Source organism: Prosthecobacter sp., from assembly GCF_049294395.1.
Lineage (GTDB): Bacteria > Verrucomicrobiota > Verrucomicrobiia > Verrucomicrobiales > Verrucomicrobiaceae > Prosthecobacter.
Map to the genome: position 1 here is coordinate 33114 of NZ_JBAQCR010000071.1, position 17461 is coordinate 50574.

A 17461-nucleotide genomic window follows, 5' to 3' on the forward strand; every position below is an offset into this window, starting at 1 on the left:
TGGATGAAATGGATTCTGGTTTGCCTGCCTGCACTTAGTTTATTGGCGGAGGATTTGACGGTGGAAGCCAAGCGGCTGCATCTCGGAAAGACGGGGCAGTTTGAGTGGGAGGCGTTCAAGGATCGCGCTGTCGATGCAGAGCGGCTTGAGCGGCGATTTGAGGCGAAGGCCAATGCCACTGAGCAGACGCTGCGGCTATGGCAGCGGGATGTGAAATTGACATGGCCGGTGCTGTTGAACGGGCGCAAGCTGGGAACGCTGGTGACGGCGGAAACGGCGATGGAGAGCCTGCTGGCGATCCCGGCGGGGGCTCTGCGTGATGGTGAAAATGTTTTGACGATCGAAGCACCGCCTAGTCTGGATGACATCGAGGTGGGGCCGGTGTTCCTTGCTGCGAAGCCGATGCCGGAGGTGATGAGAGGCGCGAAAGTGGAGGTGACGGTGACGGATGGTGAAACGGGCGGGGGACTGCCATGCCGGCTGACATTGACGCGTGCGGATGGGACGCTGCAGCCGCTGCTTGCGGAACCGGCGGGCGAGGTGGCGTTGCGGATTGGCGTGGTTTATACGCGGAATGGCAGGGCCATGCTGTCGCTGCCGCCGGGTGACTACGTTCTGCATGCTGGACGTGGTTTTGAATGGAGTGTGGAGCGTACGGCGATTTTGCTGCGTGAGGGGGAGACAAAGCAGGTGGCAGTGAAACTAAAACGAGAGGTGCCGACGGCGGGCTGGATCGCGGCAGACAGCCACATTCACACGCTGACTCACAGCGGGCATGGCGATGCAAAGATCGAGGAGCGGATGCTGACGATTGCGGGTGAGGGGATCGAACTGGCGGTGGCGACGGATCACAATCATCACACGGACTTTGCGCTCAGCGCTGCGAGCATGGGCGTGGCGGAGAGATTCGCGCCGGTGATCGGCAATGAGGTGACGACGAAGCACGGGCACTTCAATGCGTTTCCGATTGAACCGGGTGTGCGTGTGGTGAATCACCAGCAGGAGGACTGGGCGAAGCTGCTGCCAGAGATCCGTGCGACACCGGGCGTGAAGGTGATCACGCTGAATCATCCACGTGACCTGCACAGCGGCTTTATTCCGCTAGGCGGCATGCAGTTCAATCCGAAGACGGGCAGGCATCGGCAGGCCGAGGCGCTCGATATTGATGCGATGGAGGTGATCACCTCAGCGGCGATGCAGTCGGACATTCATCTGCTGTACCGGGATTGGTTTGCTTTGCTGAACCGTGGTCATCGCATCGCGGCGATTGCTTCGAGCGACAGCCACGATGTGAATCGCTTCATACTGGGGCAGGGGCGCACGTATGTGGCGGCGAAGGATGCCGATCCGGCGAATCTGGATCGCGATGAAGTCTGGCGAAGCTACAAGGAGGGGCGGCTGCTGGTGAGCCTGGGGCTGCTGACGACGCTGAAAGTGAATGACAAGTTCACGGTCGGCGATCTGGCCACGGGACTGGGGAAGAGCATCCAAGTGGAGGCCACCGTCTTTGGTCCGGCGTGGACGCAGGCAGATCGCATCGAGCTTTTCGCGAACGGCATTCTGATTCGCGAGCAGAAGATCGAGGATGGCCATCGTGCGGGTGAAAAGGCGCGCATCGTCTGGCAGCTGCCGAAACCGGCGCACGATATGCATCTGGTGGTGATTGCGACGGGACCGGGCGTCACCGAGCCGTTTTGGGAGATTCCCCGGCCGTATCAACCGAGCAGCAAGACTTTCGTGCCGCGTGTGGTGGGCTCCACGAATCCCATCTGGCTGGATGCAGATGGGGATGGACGCTTTGAGCCGGCGGTAGCAATCGCCCGGCGATTGATCCAGGAAAGCGGGGGAGATCGCGAGAAACTGCAGGATGCCTTGAAGAGTTGCGATGAGGCCGTGGCGGTGCAGGTGGAGTCGCTGATGGTGAAAAGTGAACAATGATCTTGTCCAAATCCGCCTTTCATCTGACTTCTATACCATCATGAGCACTCCCAGCCCTTCCCCTGATCTCAAACGCCGCTCCTTCCTGGCCGCCGCTTTCTCCGGTGCGCTTGTCACCCCTGGAGCCATGAACGCGGCGGAGGTGGAGAAGGCCATTGCAGGGAAGTTTCATGAGCCTGCGCAGGATCTGCCGCTGGCGGAAGATGCCGATGTCATTGTCTGCGGTGCGGGACCGGCGGGAATTGCGGCGGCGATCACTGCGGCGCGAGCGGGGGCCAAGGTGCGGGTGTTTGAATGGCGTGGCTGCCTCGGTGGCGTATGGACGGCCGGACTGCTGGGTTACCTGCTGGATTTCGACAAGCCCGGCTTCAACCAAGAACTGCTGAAGCGGTTGGAGGAACGCGACATTCGCCGTGGCACGAACAAAAAGAGCGTCGTCTATGAGCCGGAAGGCATGAAGCTGCTGCTGGAGGAAATGTTTGTGGAAGCAGGCATCAAGTTCCAGCTCCACACCAAGGTCTGCGCTGCCTATCGTGAAGGGAAACGGCTCACGACCATCGTGACCGAGTCGAAGTCGGGGCGGCAGGCGTGGAAAGCGCCGGTGTTCATTGACACGACGGGCGATGGTGATCTCGGTGCGCTGGCGGGCTGTGCCTTTGAGTACGGAGAGGCAGATTCGTGCCCCTGCCAGCCGATGTCGCTCAATGCGTTGCTGGTGTGCAAAGACGCGGCGGCATTGAAGGATTTCATTCACGGTTCAGATCCAAGCAAGACGGATGGCACGTCAAAAGACGCGTTCCTTGCGGAGATCAAACGCACCGATCATTTCCCCTCGTATGCGAAGCCCACGCTGTGGCAGGTGCGGGACAATCTGCTGCTGGTGATGATGAACCACCAATATGGCGTGCCGTGTTTTGATGCGGCGAAGATCACCGAGGCCACCGTACACGCGCGGGCGGAAATGAACAAGATCGTGAACGGCCTGCGCAAGCTCGGCGGCCCATGGGAGGGGCTGCAAATCGCCGCGACGGCGGAGCAGATCGGTGTGCGCGACGGGCGGCGCATTGCGGGTCGCTACACGGTGAGCAAGGAGGATGTGATCGCCGGTGCGCGGTATGATGACGCCGTGGTGCGGCCGACCTTCAGTGTGGATATTCATGCGCTGAGTGCGGACATGAACAAGAAGTCGGCCTACAGCAATGCGGGCATCAAAGTGAAGCCGTATGACATTCCATTGCGGGCCTTGATCGCGAAAGACGTGGACGGCCTGATGATGGCCGGGCGCAACATCAGCGGAGATTTCATTGCGCATGCGAGCTATCGCGTGACGGGGAACTCGGTGGCGATGGGCGAGGCCGCGGGCGTGACTGCTGCGCTGGCGGCGACGAGCAAGCGCCTGCCGCATGATGTTCAGTGGAGCGAAGCCGAGGCCAAACTGAAGGCACTCGGACAGCGGGTGTAGTTATTTTCCAGTGCGCTTGCGTTTGGCTTCCTGCTTGAGGAAGAGCGGCTCAAGAGTTTCGCGAATCCATGCGAAGGCGGGTTCCAGACCTTCGCGCTGATAGATGACGCCGATGTCGGCTTCGACGGCGGTGGGATTGCCGGTGCAGGAGAGGAATTGGTTGCAGGTGAAGCGCGTTTTCATCTCAGCATCCACTTTGCCCTGCTGCTTCAGGATGAGGCTGCGGACGTAGAGTTCCAGAACGGCATCGCCTATCCAGGCGTTTTCGCGCAGGCGCTGAGTGAGATCGAGGTCTTGTGTGGATGCCATGAGCATGGCATCCAGAGCGAGCATTGATCCAAGTTCAACCGGGGATCAGTTGGTTTTGGTGGACTGCGCTGAACTGCTCAGCCCTTGAAAATAGGCGCTGATCCAGGTGTGCTGCAGGCGGGTGGCCTTCACGGAAACGGAGTTCTGTTCCTTTTTGAAGGTCACGCTTGGGTGAGGTGCGTCTGCAACAGGCTTGGTTTCGTCACCCTCAATGACCGTGCTGATGTCCTTGAGGATGGTTTCGATGCTGGCCTGCGTTTTTGGCAGGGCATATTCCTTCGTGACCAGAGCGGAATCATCGGCGACACGGATGAACCACCTGTTCTGGTCAAGTGTGAGCACCAAACCGTTTGCGCGACAAAGAGTCTCAAGGACCCCAAACGGGCTGCCGTTGATACTGAAGGTCACCAGCTTTTGATTGATGGGATTGTCATCCGGCAGTGAAATGAAATTGATGCTGGCATCAGTGGCGAGAAAACGCAGCACGTCGCCGAGGTTCGCCTTGGCGAAGTCATACTGTTGCGGACGTGCTTTGCGCAACTCGGCGGCCTTTGGCTCGGCGGCATTTGGTGATGGCTGTGCAATGGGGCTGGACGCCTGAGCCTTGGTGGCTGGCGGCGGTAGAATTTCTGTCACGTGTGCTCCGGAGGTGGTCAGCTTGCCGGAGGCCAGATCCAGCACAGCAGAGGATTCTGATGATGTACTGTTGTGTTTTTGACTGCCACCACTGATGATGGTGAACGGACCGCGGATTTTAAGCTGATGGGCTTTACGATCACAGATCAGTTCTGCCGCTTGAATGGAGGTATCCCCCACCTGGCATCTGGCGTCACCTTTTGCGGTTTGAATTTCCGTGCTGGGATCGATGGATGTTTCCTTTGCTGTGATGACAATTTCACTGATTTTGTCGGGTGGATTGAGCGCCGAGGATGCTGCTTTCGTCTGAGCGGATGAGGTCATGTAACTCAGATCAAGCGCCCGGGACCTGGCGGCTTCTGCTTCAGTGCCGAAGTAGATGCCGCCGAATGGCTTGTGTGTGAGGGTGTCGTAGAAAGTAATATGTGGCAGTCCTTGGGAAGGATTGGGGAGATGCAGGATGAAGCTGCCCCGGCCTCGTTTCAAAAGAGCCTGCTGCCGTGCATCAAAGGCGGCTGCTTTATGATCAGTGGTGGAAGTGATGTTTAGGGTTGCGGTGGCTTCATCTGCGCTGCCGAGTTCATAGTCCACCCCGACCGTGAGCATCTCGGCTGAGCGCGTCATGGAGGTAATGACCATGGAATCGCGAGGACGAAAGACGGATTTTCCAACGGCGAAGTCGCTGGGGGCGGCTGCTGCAAGTCCGCCCCTTTTTGGATCGATCACGTGGGGGGTGATGATGTAAAGCACGGGACGTTTGCTTTGAGGTTTGCCGTCATGCCAACCGGCGATCACACAGGATTGTCCGGTCTGCATTTGTTGATTGGACTTGTAAACCCGGCTGCGGGCGTTCGCATATTCACCTTTGATCTCGGAGACCACCGCACCTGTTGCCGGGTCAAAAAGCTCCGAGTTGGTGATATCAATGCCGAGGTTGACCGCATCACCGCTCACGGTGGGCGTGAACTTGCAGACGAGGCCAATTGGCACATAGGCAATTTTACCATCCTTGTCTTTGCTGGGCTGGTTCACGATGCTTTTAATCACGACTTCCTTTTCGTTGGCCGTGACTATGCGTGGGTAGGAAGTGACATTGGTTCTGTCATTCCTCAGCAGTTCCCGCAGTTGAACGGTGAACTCGTCGGCGGACAGCAGCACCGGGAGAAAAGGCTGTGTTTCTTCGGCTGGCAGCCTGCCGTCAAAATTCCAATCGGTGGCTTTCTCGAATTCAACGATTTTCACTTCAATTGCGATGAGCGGCGCATCCTCAGCGGGTTTCGGCTGCTGAGCACGAGTGACTCCGAAAAAGGTCATGAGCACGATACACATAGTGATCATTGCCTTCATGGTGGGATGAGGCGTACGATGTTTGGCAATGGACTGGATGCGGGAGCGCAAAGCGGCGCCGCGCTGGAAGATGCCGACAAAGCCGAGACTCAAGCCGCGAGGGGAGAAGGCTGTTTCGACTTTGAGGAGGGCATGGCCGTAGGCGATGCGATGGTCACGGGTGGCATTCTGGAGCACCTGGGCATCGCAGGCGGCTTCGCGGTCGGCACGGATTTTGAAGAACGCGATCCAGAGCAGGGGATTGAACCAATGCAGCGCCATCAGCACGCACATGAGGGCATTGAGCGAGAGGTCTCCACGCTTGAGATGCATGAGTTCATGCTTGAGGACGAGCCGGGTTTCGGCAGGCGTGAACTCTCGGTCGAACTCTGTGGGCAGCAGCAAGGTGGGGCGCAGGAGACCGGTGACGGCAGGGCTGCTGACACTTGAGGCGATCAAAACTCGCGGGACGTAGCGCAAGTGCATTTCGCTGGCGATTTGGGCGAGCGTTGCGAGGAGTTCGTCGCTGGCGGGTTGGCGGGCTTGTTTGAAACGGCGCAGAGTGAGCATGAAGGAGACGCTGCCGAAGACGAGCATGCCTGCGGAGACGCCGAGCCAGGCAAGAAGGAACACTTGCTGCCAGTGGATGGGTTCGGGCATAGGAGTGACCGAGTCGAAAACAACCGGGGCCGCTTCTGCCATCAGAGGAGAGACGGCTGCGGGTGTCGATGGTGCTGGCTGGGTTTGTGCTTGAAAGACGTACTCGATGCTCCAGCGGCTTTGTGGCAACACGGGCATGAGGAGAACGACAAGCACAGGCAGCCAGAGGGCATAGTGCATGCGGGCGGTGAGGTGCCGACGAAAAGCCACCTGAACGAGCAGCGTCGCGAGTGTGAGTAGGGACGCACGAAGACTGGCGGCGAGGAGCCAGTCGAAGATTTGTGTGAGCGTGTTCATGGAGGGTTAGGAGTTGAGATTTTGGTCGAGCAGCTTTTTGAGCTCCTTCACCTCCTCCGCGGTGAGCTTGCTGTTTTGGGCGAAGTGGACGAGCAGGGGCTTGGCGGCGCCGCCGAAGATGCGCTGCATGAAGGACTCGCTCTCGGCACGCACGCAGGCCTCCCGTTTCACGGCGGGGAGGAAGGTGCGGGTGCCGCTGGCGTTCTCGGCGGTCTTGAGCGCGCCTTTTTCCACCAGGCGTGTGAGCAGGGTGCGGACAGTGTTTTCCGCCCAGTTCATGGTGGGGCGCAGCGCCTTGGTAACTTCAGAAGCTGTCTGAGGAGAAGACTCCCAAAGTGCCTCCATGACGGACCATTCGGATTCAGCGATGTCAGGTGCGTTTGGCATGATTTTTTGGAATTAAAATCATTTCACTACATTTGTCGTGAAAAGGCAACTACAAATGTAGTGACGACGAATTTCTGGGAGCGAGAAGGGGGCTGCACCCCGGCGTCAAAGAGGGCTCAGCACATAGTTGCCGCCTTCTACCGAGAGCTTGTGGCCAGAAAGCTCAGCGATGTACCGAAGCGTCTCATGAAGGGAGATGTTTTTCAGCGAGAGGGTGATGGGCGGACCAGATGCCCCCGGTTTCACCTGGATGGAGATTTCGCGGTGGTCTGGACCAAACTCCCGAGACTTGATGCGGACGAAATCAAGTGATTCAGCGAGGGTCGCGTCTTGAAATTCCACCGTTGGAAAAACTGGCGAGTTTGCAGGGCTCTCCGGCGCAGAAGCATCCGTTTCGACGTCAGTGATCATCACTGCAGCCGTGTCGTAGCGGAGTCTAGAATTGGATATTTCAGCGCAATAACGTAGAGCTTCACTCATGGGGATGTCTTTCAGTTCTAGAGAGACAGCAGGTCGTTTGATGGCTTCGCGGAGATGCACCACAAAATTAAACGGAACATCGACGATCTGCGTGTCACTGGCATCAAGGCAGCCTCGGCTGATCCGGAGATACTCCACAGCCTCTCCGAGGCTGGCGTTTTGCCAATTGACCGTGGGAAGCACCCTCTTTTCAAACTGCCGCTGGAGGGCGGATGCGTTTCGGTAATCGGGTGTGCGCATGTCTTGTGTCTCGCGGACAGCTACAGCATGCGGCTCGATCGTGTATTTCAAGTTCACAAGGCCGGTGACATGCCGCAATGCCTCAGCCAAAGGAACATCTCGCAGTGGGAGTCCGGATGCGGCGGGCAGTTGTCTTTCGCCTCCGGCGATGATGACGATGTTCACGCCCTTGATCCCAGATTCGGTGTTGAGGGTATCGTATTTGCGACTCTTTACGCTCAGGTGTTCAATAGCTTCTGCAAGGGTGATGCCAGCGTTGGGATAGTCAGGGATGATAATCGTGTTCAGCTTATCTGCTAGAGACCTGGAGTGTGGCGTTGCTCTCGCCTCGGTGTGTGGTGCGGCTTGTTTGTGCCAAAACCAGCAGACGGGCAGCGCGATGCCTGCAACCAAGGATACCGCAGCGACGAACCTATTCATGAGAACATATTATGGCAACTGTCCACCCTGGGGAAAGCCCATTCCGGCCTGAATCCTGCTGCCTCGGCGGTTGACACCCTCCCCCCCCGGCGGTAATCCTGAATCCCTCAAAAATCCAAACTACCTCAAATAACATGGTCAAAATCGGCATCAATGGTTTCGGGCGCATCGGCCGCCTCGTGTTTCGCGCAATCTGTGACCAGGGCCTCCTGGGCAAGGAAATCGACGTCGTTGCTGTGAACGACCTCGTGCCTGCAGACAATCTGGCCTACCTCGTCAAGTACGACTCCACCCAGGGCAAGGCCCGTGAGAACGTTTCCTCCAAGAAATCCAGCCCTGATCTGGCTGCAGACGACATTCTGGTGGTCGATGGCCATGAGATCAAATGCCTCGCCGTGCGCGCAGGTCCTTCCGCACTTCCATGGAAAGAGCTTGGCGTGGACATCGTCATCGAGTCCACCGGTCTCTTCACCGAGCGCAGCAAGGCTCAGGGTCACATCGACGCCGGCGCGAAAAAGGTCATCATCTCTGCCCCTGGCAAGGATGAAGACATCACCATCGTCATGGGCGTGAACCATGAGAAGTATGATCCCGCCAATCATCACGTCGTTTCCAACGCAAGCTGCACGACGAACTGCCTTGCTCCCGTCGTTCACGTCCTTCTGAAAGAAGGATTCGGCGTCGCCGAAGGCCTCATGACCACCATCCACAGCTACACCGCCACGCAGAAGACTGTGGACGGCCCGAGCGCCAAGGATTGGAAAGGTGGCCGCAGCGCCGCCATCAACATCATTCCTTCCGGCACCGGCGCCGCCAAGGCCGTGGGCCTCGCCATTCCAGAAGTGAAGGGCAAGCTCACCGGCATGTCCTTCCGCGTGCCAACGCCGACGGTTTCCGTGGTCGATCTCACCGTGAAGACGGAGAAGGAAACCAGCTACAAGGAAATCTCCGCCGCCATGAAGAAGGCCAGCGAAACCTACCTCAAGGGCATCCTGAACTGGACCGCCGACGAAGTGGTGAGCACCGACTTCATGCACGACCAGCACAGCTCCATCTTTGACGCCGGTTCCGGCCTTGAGCTGAACAGCAAGTTCTTCAAGCTGGTGAGCTGGTACGACAACGAGTGGGGTTACTCCAACCGAGTCGTCGATCTCGTGAAATACATTGTGAGCAAAGGCCTGTAATCTAAACGAACACAGCAACCTTCAAAGCCTTCGACGGGCCGGCTCTTCTGAGCCGGCCCGTTTTGCGTACCTGCTCATCTCCCAACTTCCCATGAACCACTTTTTCTCTTTCCAACCATGTCTCTGTTTTCACAACTGCAGCTCCTGCCCAGACCCTTCTGGGTTCTCGTAGGCGCGACCTTCGTCAATCGGTTCGGCGTTTTCGTCGTGCCGTTCCTGGCGCTCTTCATCACGCGGAACGGCAACACGGCCACGCAGGCCGGTTACGCCGTGGCTGCGTATTCGTTAGGGGGCTTCATTGCCGCCGGGATCGGCGGCTGGATGGCGGACCGTCTAGGGCGGAATGTCACCATGGCTGTCTCAGCGCTCGCGGGCGCAGTCTGCATGATCGCCATGTCGCAGGCAGTGGACTGGCGGGCGCTGGCAGCGCTGGCGTTCATCACGGGGGCCATCAATGAGGCGGGGAGTCCGGCCAGCGCAGCGCTGGTGCAGGACATCGTGCCGCCAGAGCACCGCGTCATCGCCTATGCGGTGCAAAGGTTTGCCGTGAACCTGGCGTGGTCCCTTGGCCCCGCGACAGCCGGGTTCCTAGCGGAGTATTCATTCTTCTGGCTCTTCGTGGTGGATGCTGCTTCCTCGGCCTTCTTTGGCATCGTCGCGTGGCTGTTTTTGCCGCGCGGCAGACGCACCGCGCGCGAGCATGCGGGCTGGGGCCATGCGTGGCAGTCGATTCGTGCCAATCACGCCTTCCTGGCTTTGTTCGGCGCCTGCGTCTGCACGGCGTGGATCTTCCGGCAGACGAACACCACTTTTCCGCTGCACTTTGAGCGCAATGGCCTGCCGCTGCATTGGTGCGGTCTCGTGCTGGCTTTGAATGGCGTGATGATCTGTCTCTTTGAGGTGCCGCTGGCGGCAGGACTGCGGTTGTGGCCGGTCAAGCAGGTGCTAGCGCTCGGCTACATTCTGATGGGAGCCAGTTTCCTCACCTTCCTGATCAGCGGATCGCTCACTGCTTTTGTACTGATGATGGTGGTTTTCACGATGGGGGAGATGTCCGCGTTTTCGCGGCAGCAGGCCTATTCGGCGAGCCTCTCTCCTGACGACATGCGCGGGCGTTACGTCGGCTTTCTCAGTCTGGCCTGGTGCGCGGGAAATACCGCCAGCTCCGCGCTCGGCATGCCGCTTTATGATCATCATCCCACCGTGCTGTGGGTGATGAATGCCGTGCTCGGCATTGTGGCGGCGCTCCTCATTCTCTACACTCGTAAAACCCAGCTGCATGAATCCTGAAAAATCATCCGCCAATGCAGTGCTGAGTGCTGTGATCGCCTTTGGCCTGTGGGGCGTGCTGCCGGTGTATTGGAAACAGATTGGTCATCTCGGCAGCGGCGTGGCCCTGGCGCAGCGTGTGGTCTGGACCTTGGCCACGGTGCTGCCTCTGCTGATGCTGCGCGGCGAGTGGACCGGTTTTCTGCGCTCCATGCGGGATCTGCGCCTGCTCAAAGCGCATGCCTGGTCCGCCTTTTTGCTGGCCATCAACTGGGGTGTCTTCGTCTGGGCGGCGCAGCATTGGCGCATCATCGACTGCAGCCTCGGCTACTTCATCAATCCCTTGTTGAATGTGCTCATTGGCAGCCGTTTGCTGGGTGAGCGGCTGTCGCGATTGCAAAAATTCAGCATCGCCTCCGCAGCTTTTGGGGTGTTGACGCAACTGGTCTTGCTGGGGAGATTTCCGTGGATCGGCCTGCTGCTGGCTGGGAGCTTTGCGCTCTACGGTCTGGCGCGGCGGCGCTCGCCGCTGGGTTCACTGCCGGGGCTGGCGGTGGAAACCGTGGTCGGCATCCCGGTGGCGGTGCTCTACCTGATCTGGACGCAGCAGAGCGGCATGCCCATCTGGGGCACGGCTTCAGCGCATGATCTGCTGCTCATTGTTGGCCTCGGCATCATCACCACGATTCCACTGCTGGGTTTCGCGCATGGTGCACGACAGCTGCCGTTCGCGCTGCTCGGAGTGCTGCAGTTCCTTGCGCCCACGGGGCAGTTCATGGTGGGGGCCTTTGTGTATCATGAGCCGGTCAGCACCGCTTCCTTGGTGTCGTTTGGCCTGATCTGGCTCGGCGTGCTGCTGTTTTGCAGTGATCTTTGGCTGCGCAAGCCCTCCCGGGCCTGAGCGACTCAGGGTCTGGCCGCAATCGACAGCTCAATGATCTTCGCGCACAGATCCGGGAACTCGATGCCCACGGCCTTCGCGGCTTTGGGCAGCAGGCTGCTGCTGGTCATGCCGGGGATGGTGTTCACTTCGAGCACGAAGGGTGCTTGATCGCTGTCACGCAGCATGACATCCACTCGGCCATAGACTTCGGTGCCGCAGGAGCGGAAGGCTTTCAGCGCAGCCTCCTGCACGGCCTTGGTCACCTCGGGGCTGAGGTCGGCAGGGCAGTTGTAGTTCGTTTTGCCGGTGCCGCCCATCCAAGGGTACTTGTTGTTGATGTCGTAGAAGCCTTCGACGGGTTCGATGTGAATGATCGGCAGCACCTGGTCGCCAAGAATGCCGACCGTCAGTTCTTTGCCGGCCACGTAGTCCTCAATCAGGGTGTCGTTGCCAAATTTCTTCGCGTCTTCAATGGCGGCATCGAGTTCCGCCTGCGTGTGGCAGATATGCACGCCCACGCTGGAACCTTCACGCGGTGGTTTGACGACGAGGGGCAGGGAGATCGCCAGCGGCTGGCTGCCATCGAGTGGATAGGTTTGCGAGAGCGGAGTCGGCACACCGGCGGCGATGAAGCGTTCCTTGCTCAGAAGCTTGTCGAAGGCGATGCGGCTGCTGGTCACGCCCGCACCTGTATAGCGGATGCCGCGCTGTTCCAGAATGGCCTGAATCTGGCCGTCCTCGCCAAAGGTGCCGTGGATCAGGTTCATGGCGATGAACACATCCCCGGGGACTTCGAAGTCCGGGCCGGTGACATCCACTTCGACGACGATGGCGCCTTTGCTGCGCAGCGCCTCGGCCACGCTTTCGGCGGTTTTGAGCGAAACTTTGCGTTCGGAGCCGGGGCCGCCCATCAGGAGGGCGATTTTCTTGTTCGTCAGGTCGATCATGGTGCGAAGATATGGAATGCGGAGGCCGGATTGGCAAAAGGAATCCTGGCAATGTCCGTGCCATCAGCCACGTCTTTCCCTGTCACCATGAATTCCGGCTTCTTTTTTGCCTTGCTGCTCACGGGTTCCACCCTGGCGGCGGATTTTGATCTCCTCATCACCAACGCCCAGATTGCGGATGGCAGCGGCGGACCGCTGGCACATGGCAGCATCGCGGTGAAGAGCGGGCGCATTGTGGCGGTCGGCCAGGTCGAAGGCTCAGCCGATACGGTCATCGATGCGGGCGGCAAAGTGGCCGCCCCGGGCTTCATTGATGTCCATACCCACTCCGAGGACATCTGCCTCATCCCGGATGCGGAGAATTTTCTGCGCATGGGAGTCACGACCATCATCACCGGCAATTGTGGTCATTCGCGCACGGATGTGGCGAAGTTTTTTCAGGAGATCGAGGAATCGAAAGTTTCCCTCAATGTGGCCACGCTGATCGGTCATGGTTCCGTGCGTGAGCAGGGAATGGGCGGCAGTTTCATCCGGGCGCCGAATGAGGAACAACTCGCCACGATGAAAGGACTGGTCGATCAGGCGATGAAGGATGGAGCGGTCGGGTTGAGCACGGGACTCATTTATGTGCCCGGCTCGTTTGCCAAGACGGATGAACTCATCGAGCTGGCAAAGGTCGCGGCAGCTCATGACGGCATCTATGTCAGCCACATGCGTTATGAAACCGTGCGCATTTTTGAGGCGCTGGATGAGATCATCCGAATTGCCAGCGAGGCGAAAATCCGTGCCGAAGTCTCACACATCAAGCTCTCAGGTCCTACGGCCTGGGGCAAGGCCCGTGAAGTGCTCGCAGTGCTCGATAAAGCGCGTGCGGACGGATTGAAGATCACACAAGACCAGTATGCTTACACGGCCTCCAGCACCGGGCTGCGGCAGACCTTGCCAGACAGCGCTCTCGAAGGCGAGCAGGCAGACTTCGTCGCGCGGCTAGCTGATCCTGAGAAGAAAGCCTCGATCATCGCCAGCATGGCCAAGATGCGTGACCGCCAGGGGCGCAAAGATTACGGATATGCGGTGATCGCCCGCTGCAAGGCTGATCCCTCACTCAATGGCAAAACCATTCCTGAGGTGGCGAAGATGCGGCGCGGTGCAGACACGCTCGAAGAGCAAATCGAAGTCATCCTTGAGATCGAAGCTCAGGGAGGCGCCAGCGCCATTTTCCACGGCATGAACGAGGAGGATCTGCAGACCTTCCTGAAGCACCCGCTCACGATGATCGCCAGCGATGGCGGTCCGCGTCGTCTGGGCGAGGATGTGCCGCATCCGCGCAGCTACGGCAACAACGTGCGTGTGCTGGGCCGCTACGTGCGCGAGTTGAAGCTGCTCACTTTGCCAGAAGCGGTGCGCCGCATGACCTCATTGCCTGCGCAGATTTTTCATCTCAAAGATCGTGGCATGCTCCAAGTGGGTGCGCATGCCGACATCTTGATCTTTGATCCTGCCAGAGTCACAGATCCTTCCACCTTCAGCGACCCGCATCAGTACGCGGAGGGGTTTGATCATGTGATTGTGAACGGTGGCGTCACGATCCGCGATGGCAAACTCACGGAGGTGCGCAGCGGCGGTCCATTAAGGATGGGCCAGTGACTCACGGCTTGTCCGTCTCTGCACCCAGATGCCCGTTGCGGAAGAGCCATGAGGCGGACTGGTAGAGCGAGATGGTGTCATCCAGTCGTGACTGCAATGCTCCTGATTTGTCAGGTGTGATCGTCCCTGCTTTCAGATCGACCTTGCCGACAGTGGACTCCTGCTTGGGCTTGAGCATGGCAAAGTCACCCTGGGTGATGTAGGCGATCTTTTGGTAGTTCGAGACAAAGATGCGCTCCTTGTCTGGTGTGTAGCCGGGAGAAAAAACGTCCTGGCCAAAGTTCCGCGTGGTGTAGCTCCAGTTCATCAGGCCAAAGAGTGTCGGAACCATGTCGATCTGGCTGCAAAGGCGGTCGTAGGAGCGGGGTTGGATCAGCTGAGGATTCCAGATGATGCAGGGGATGTGATACTTGGTGACATCCAGCTCCACCTTGCCTGCACTGCCGTGGCAATGATCTGCCACGACGACAAAGATCGTGTTGGCGAACCACGGCTTTGATTTTGCCTTTTCGAGGAAGTCGCCGATGCACCAGTCGGTGTATTTGACGGCGGCATCACGGGATCCCTGCGGCATGTCGATGCGGTTGTCCGGGAAGGTGAAGGGACGGTGGTTGGACACCGTCATGACGTGCATGAAGAACGGTTTGCTTGCGGCATGGTTCGTGTCCGCCTCCTGCAGGGCCCAGCGGAACAGATCCTCGTCCGCCACGCCCCAGGCGTTTTGGAAAGTGATCTCACTTTTGGGTTTGGTGCTGCGATCGATCACCCGGTAGTTGTTGCGGGAAAAGTAGGTGCGCATGTTGTCAAACATCGCGTCTCCACCGTAGAGGTAGCTGACGTCGTAACCACGGCTGCGGCAGACGGAGCCGGAGGTGAAGAGATTCGTGTTCATCGGCCGCCAGACAATGGACTGGCCCGGCGTGGGCGGCACGCTGAGGGTGAGCGCCTCCAGCCCGCGCACGGTGCGGGTGCCCGTGGCGTAAAGATTGGTGAAGAGGATGCCTTCATCCGCGAGCCGGTCGAGGTTCGGAGTGAGATAGGAGCGCATCTTGAAGTTCACCTTGAAGTGGCTCATGAAGGCGGCGCTCAGGCTTTCCACGGAGACAAAGACAATGTTGTACCGCTTTTCCGCGCCTTCGTGTTTGATGACGCGACGCAAGTCGTGTGGATCAACGCTGGCACTTGGTGTGTCGGAAAGAGTGAGCAGTTCCTTCGCTCGGGCGAGCGCCTTGTCCGTGTCTTGCTTGAGGTAGAAGCGCTCGTAATCAATCTCGCTCTCCCAGAACGCGGCACAGAAAGCATAGGGGCCGTCCTTGGCCAGTTCGCGATTGAACTCGTTGCTGAAGCGCGGGAGCTGTGATTGCGAGAAAAGATAGGAGATGCCCACTACCAGGAGGGCGCTGCCGAGTGCGGGCAGGACGCGCAGTTTCCACACGCTGTCTCCTGCGCATACCCAGCGCACCGCGCCTATTCTCCACGCCACCCAAACCACAGCAGAGCCGGCGAGCGCCAGTCCTGCATAGATCAGCGGCATCGGGTAGGACTGCTGAATGTTGTCGATCACCTCCTGGGTGAAGACGAGGTAATCCACCGCGATGAAATTGAACCTCACCTGAAACTCATCCCAGAAAAACCACTCCGCCACGCCGATGAAAATGAACACCACGGCGTACAGCAGGAGGAGAAAAGACACCACCCATGGGGCCGCCCTGCTGCGCCACATCACGGCTGGCAGCAGCAGGGTGAGCAAAAACCATGGCACCACTGCATGCCCGGCGGCCAGCAGATCATACCACAGGCCAAAGCCGAACGAGCCGAGCAGGGAAAGATTCCACGCGATGTCATGCCGCCCTTGAATCAAAAGCGCGACACGGATGAGCAGCGCAATCAGCAGAAACATGGCGGTGATCAACAGGGCACCCCGGGCGATGGTCGATCGTGGTGTCAGTCGTCTGGGCATGACAGTTGGTTGTGGGTCGGGAGTCATGGTTGGATAAGTAAAAAGAGCGTGGATGCAGGCTGACGAGGTGGTAATGAAATGCCGGGTTATGATTTTGCCTGCAAGATGAAAAACCTCTCATGAAGGCGGGGACGCTGTCATGACAACATGCTGGTAAAGCACTGGCAAATCGCATCTGGGCCACGGGGCTTCGATGGTTTCCCGAATCACGAAGACGTGCTGAGCTTCGTAAAGAATGATTAGTTCTCGAATTGATGGAGTTTCACGGCCACGAGTTCTTGAGGTCTACGGCAGCGGTGGCATCGTCGCGCATGCCAATGAAACCGCCACCCCGGTACAGATTGCCCGCCACTGTCTGGGCGCTGGGATGGGTGAGCTTTTTCACCGATGTCTCCACCGAGATGGTGTACCCGCTGCTGCCGGTGTTTCTCACTACGGTGCTGGGGGCCAACATGGCGTTTGTGGGATTGGTCGAAGGCATCGCAGAGTCCACGGCAAGCCTGCTGAAAATCGCCAGCGGCTGGTGGTCTGACCGGGTGCGGAAACGCAAGCCACTCATGATCGCAGGATACGGCCTCAGTGCGCTCACACGGCCACTGATTGCCATTGCAGCAACAGGTGGACAAGTGCTGGGCGCACGTTTCATCGATCGCATCGGCAAAGGCATCCGTGCTTCACCGCGCGATGCCTTGCTGGCGGCCTCAGTGCCGGCGGAGCAGCGTGGTGCGGCCTTTGGTGTGCAGCGTGCCATGGACAATGCTGGTGCTGTATTCGGACCACTCATTGCGTGGATCATGCTCCATTGGTTCACGAGTGATTACCGGGTGCTGTTTTGGATCGCCGTGATCCCCATGGTGGGTGCGATGGGGTGTCTGATCTTTGGCGCACGGGACCAGGTGCTTCCTGCAGCACCTCCTGCGGACAAATCCGTGGTTCCGTTCAATGTCACGCCCGCCTTCAAGAGCTATCTCGGCGCCGTGCTGCTGTTCACGCTTGGAAATTCGAGCGATGCCTTCCTGCTGCTGCGAGCGCAGGCGGTCGGCATTCCTGTCAGCAGTCTGCCGCTGCTGTGGCTGGCGCTCAGTTTGGTAAAATCTTTGAGCAGCTATCCTGCAGGCGTGCTGAGTGATCGCATCGGCCGTCGTGGGCTCATCATCGGTGGCTGGTGCATGTATGCGCTGGTGTATGTGGGCTTTGGCCTCGCGAAACAGCCCTGGCACATCTGGGCCTTGTTTGTCGCCTATGGTCTCTTCTACGGCATGACGGAATCAACGGAGCGTGCGCTGGTGGCTGATTTTTATCCAGACGCCCAGCGTGGCCGTGCCTTTGGCAGCTTCAATTTCATCACCGGCATTGGAGCCTTGCCTGCCAGCCTGCTCATGGGCTGGCTGTGGACGGCATATGGACCTCTCGTTG

Annotated in this window: 13 protein-coding genes; 7 read left to right on the top strand and 6 right to left on the bottom strand. The window is 58.8% G+C overall.

Features of this window, described 5'->3' with window-relative positions; translation table 11 throughout:
* The first annotated feature begins 3 nt into the window (after positions 1-3).
* Positions 4-1938: a CehA/McbA family metallohydrolase gene (locus tag WAW39_RS04905; RefSeq protein ID WP_422316362.1), complete on the top strand. Its 1935-nt coding sequence runs from the start codon at positions 4-6 to the stop codon at positions 1936-1938.
* A 40-nt stretch (positions 1939-1978) separates the two neighbouring features.
* Positions 1979-3400, top strand: coding sequence for an FAD-dependent oxidoreductase (locus tag WAW39_RS04910; RefSeq protein WP_422316364.1), 1422 nt, complete (start codon positions 1979-1981; stop codon positions 3398-3400).
* Here the strand turns inward: WAW39_RS04910 and WAW39_RS04915 are convergent, their stop codons facing one another.
* The 4 genes from WAW39_RS04915 to WAW39_RS04930 all read right to left on the bottom strand — a co-directional run bounded on the left by WAW39_RS04915 (position 3401) and on the right by WAW39_RS04930 (position 8155).
* Positions 3401-3709 carry a hypothetical protein gene (locus tag WAW39_RS04915; protein WP_397381215.1) on the bottom strand — a complete coding sequence of 103 codons (309 nt, stop codon included), beginning with the start codon at positions 3707-3709 and terminating at the stop codon, positions 3401-3403.
* Between the two features lie 45 nt (positions 3710-3754).
* Entirely contained in the window at positions 3755-6628 is a 2874-nt protein-coding gene (locus tag WAW39_RS04920) for a M56 family metallopeptidase (RefSeq protein WP_422316367.1), read from the bottom strand.
* A 6-nt stretch (positions 6629-6634) separates the two neighbouring features.
* Positions 6635-7015 carry a BlaI/MecI/CopY family transcriptional regulator gene (locus WAW39_RS04925; RefSeq protein ID WP_422316369.1) on the bottom strand — a complete coding sequence of 127 codons (381 nt, stop codon included), beginning with the start codon at positions 7013-7015 and terminating at the stop codon, positions 6635-6637.
* Between the two features lie 105 nt (positions 7016-7120).
* Positions 7121-8155 (bottom strand): hypothetical protein, encoded by a 1035-nt coding sequence (locus WAW39_RS04930; RefSeq protein ID WP_422316371.1) that lies wholly within the window; start codon positions 8153-8155, stop codon positions 7121-7123.
* A gap of 134 nt (positions 8156-8289) precedes the next feature.
* Here WAW39_RS04930 and gap point away from each other — a divergent pair, with 134 nt between their 5' ends.
* From gap to rarD, 3 genes are all read left to right on the top strand, one after another.
* On the top strand, positions 8290-9339 hold the full coding sequence (gap, locus tag WAW39_RS04935; protein ID WP_422316373.1) for a type I glyceraldehyde-3-phosphate dehydrogenase: 1050 nt from the start codon (positions 8290-8292) through the stop codon (positions 9337-9339).
* Between the two features lie 117 nt (positions 9340-9456).
* Positions 9457-10629 (top strand): MFS transporter, encoded by a 1173-nt coding sequence (locus WAW39_RS04940; RefSeq protein ID WP_422316375.1) that lies wholly within the window; start codon positions 9457-9459, stop codon positions 10627-10629.
* Positions 10619-11509 (top strand): EamA family transporter RarD, encoded by an 891-nt coding sequence (rarD, locus tag WAW39_RS04945; RefSeq protein ID WP_422316377.1) that lies wholly within the window; start codon positions 10619-10621, stop codon positions 11507-11509. Before WAW39_RS04940 ends, rarD begins: the two co-directional genes overlap by 11 nt.
* Before the next feature lie 5 nt (positions 11510-11514).
* Here the strand turns inward: rarD and WAW39_RS04950 are convergent, their stop codons facing one another.
* Positions 11515-12438: a D-alanine--D-alanine ligase gene (locus WAW39_RS04950; RefSeq protein ID WP_422316379.1), complete on the bottom strand. Its 924-nt coding sequence runs from the start codon at positions 12436-12438 to the stop codon at positions 11515-11517.
* Between the two features lie 87 nt (positions 12439-12525).
* Here WAW39_RS04950 and WAW39_RS04955 point away from each other — a divergent pair, with 87 nt between their 5' ends.
* On the top strand, positions 12526-14085 hold the full coding sequence (locus tag WAW39_RS04955; protein WP_422316381.1) for an N-acyl-D-amino-acid deacylase family protein: 1560 nt from the start codon (positions 12526-12528) through the stop codon (positions 14083-14085).
* Position 14086: 1 nt separating this feature from the next.
* Here WAW39_RS04955 and WAW39_RS04960 read toward each other — a convergent pair whose 3' ends face one another.
* Positions 14087-16045 (bottom strand): LTA synthase family protein, encoded by a 1959-nt coding sequence (locus WAW39_RS04960; protein WP_422316383.1) that lies wholly within the window; start codon positions 16043-16045, stop codon positions 14087-14089.
* 341 nt (positions 16046-16386) lie between these two features.
* Here WAW39_RS04960 and WAW39_RS04965 point away from each other — a divergent pair.
* The coding region (locus tag WAW39_RS04965; RefSeq protein WP_422316385.1) for an MFS transporter at positions 16387-17461 on the top strand (1075 nt) is incomplete at its 3' end.